The organism is Psychrobacter sp. CAL346-MNA-CIBAN-0220, assembly GCF_040309805.1.
GTDB lineage: Bacteria > Pseudomonadota > Gammaproteobacteria > Pseudomonadales > Moraxellaceae > Psychrobacter.
The window spans coordinates 1-1,488 of record NZ_JBEOPF010000022.1; the positions used below are offsets into that span (position 1 = coordinate 1).

At 38.8% G+C, this 1,488-nt stretch carries 3 protein-coding genes; 1 reads left to right on the top strand and 2 read right to left on the bottom strand.

Annotation, left to right across the window (positions count from 1 at the left end):
• On the bottom strand, positions 1 to 262 hold a 262-nt coding region (locus AAEY88_RS12505), incomplete at its 3' end, for a RepB family plasmid replication initiator protein (RefSeq protein WP_350562896.1).
• Positions 263 to 556: 294 nt separating this feature from the next.
• A complete protein-coding gene (locus tag AAEY88_RS12510) occupies positions 557 to 958 on the bottom strand; it encodes a hypothetical protein (protein WP_350562898.1) in 402 nt (133 codons plus the stop codon).
• Positions 959 to 1,210: 252 nt separating this feature from the next.
• Between AAEY88_RS12510 and AAEY88_RS12515 the strand changes: the two genes are divergently transcribed.
• Positions 1,211 to 1,488: MobA/MobL family protein (locus tag AAEY88_RS12515; protein WP_350562900.1), on the top strand; the 278-nt coding region annotated here is incomplete at its 3' end.

The following is a 1,488-nucleotide window of genomic DNA, read 5'->3' on the forward strand; positions in this document are numbered from 1 at the left end:
CCAATAAATCACTACAAGCGGAACGAATATCTCTAGCCACATTGTTAGGCTCTACACCTAACCTAATAAAATCCGCTTTAGTAATGTAATAGGGCTTCATTGGATCAAGTGGCGCAGACTCTTTATCTTTTTCACCTTTCGGCATTTGAGCAATAGCAATCAAAATCAACCGTATCTCATTCACTGATAATTTATAAGAAGCTCTAATCATATCGTTATTGAGCGTGAGCAAAGCCTTTTCATCTGATTTTTCGTAACCCATAATAACCTCAAACTCAATAAAGTAAGGGACTTATTGTACACTGTCCCTTACTCCACATCAATACGTCCCTTACTCCACATCATTACGTCCCTTACTCCACATCATTACGTCCCTTACTCCACATCATTACGTCCCTTTCTATCCTCTGAGACACATGAATAGCAAGGCTTACAGAGGGGCTAATAACTCTTTAATAACTTCTTAAAAACATATAAAAAGGAATTACTTCTTTTATTTAAAATAAATAAGGATAAAAAGACAAATAGATAGCAACTTATCTGGTTATTCTAATTACTATTCAGACGACCAGTAATCAAAAAACAATGCCTTGTCACTGTCACGAGTTAAGAAGCTCTCTAATTCATCCATAACAAAGGTTTTGCTTAGCTTATCGGTTTCTATCAAATGCTCAACCATAGCACCCATCAAGATTTTTCGCTTACTGTCTTGCTTACGACAGACCTTATTACTAGCCACCTGCTTTCGTTGCTTAATGGCTTGTATTCGATTTTCATTTTGAGTAATGTATCTATCTAGCTTCTCGATATGATCTATCATTTCAGTCAGCCACTTATTCTTCTTTGGATTGTCTTTCTTTACAGCAGAACGAACCGATCCCATTTCAGCCAGCAAATTATCACGGTCAACCAACATCTTAGCCAACTGATCTTCTAGCTCCCTTTGTATTTTAGACACCTAATCTGCTCCTTCCCTTGTATAAAACCTAAAAATGATAGCATAAATAAGGTACAAGGGCGCACTTATGCAAACTATGCTAAACTCCCCTTATCGGTGAGCTTAGCATAGTTTGCAGTGCGACAAGGGGAAATCCCCCTGTACCCCCTAAAAGCCAAACTAAACCAAATATTGCGACCACAAAAAATTGGCTAGTTTGAGCTAAGTAATCATTTTTCTGCTGAAAAATGACAAGGAATAAATCAGTAAGTTATGGCTATCTATCACTTATCCGTCAAAACATTCTCACGCAGCAAAGGGCAATCTGCTACGGCAGCGATTGCCTATCGTGCTGGCGAAAAAATTAAGTGTGAGCATGAAGGACGTACCCATGACTACACTAAAAAAAATGACGTACTGCACAGTGAGATATTTTTACCAGCCAATGCCCCCAGTTGGGCAACTGATCGCCAGCAGCTTTGGAATGAGGTAGAGAAAGCTGAAAAGCGCAAAAACAGTACCATAGCAAGAGAGTTTGAAGTGGCTTTACC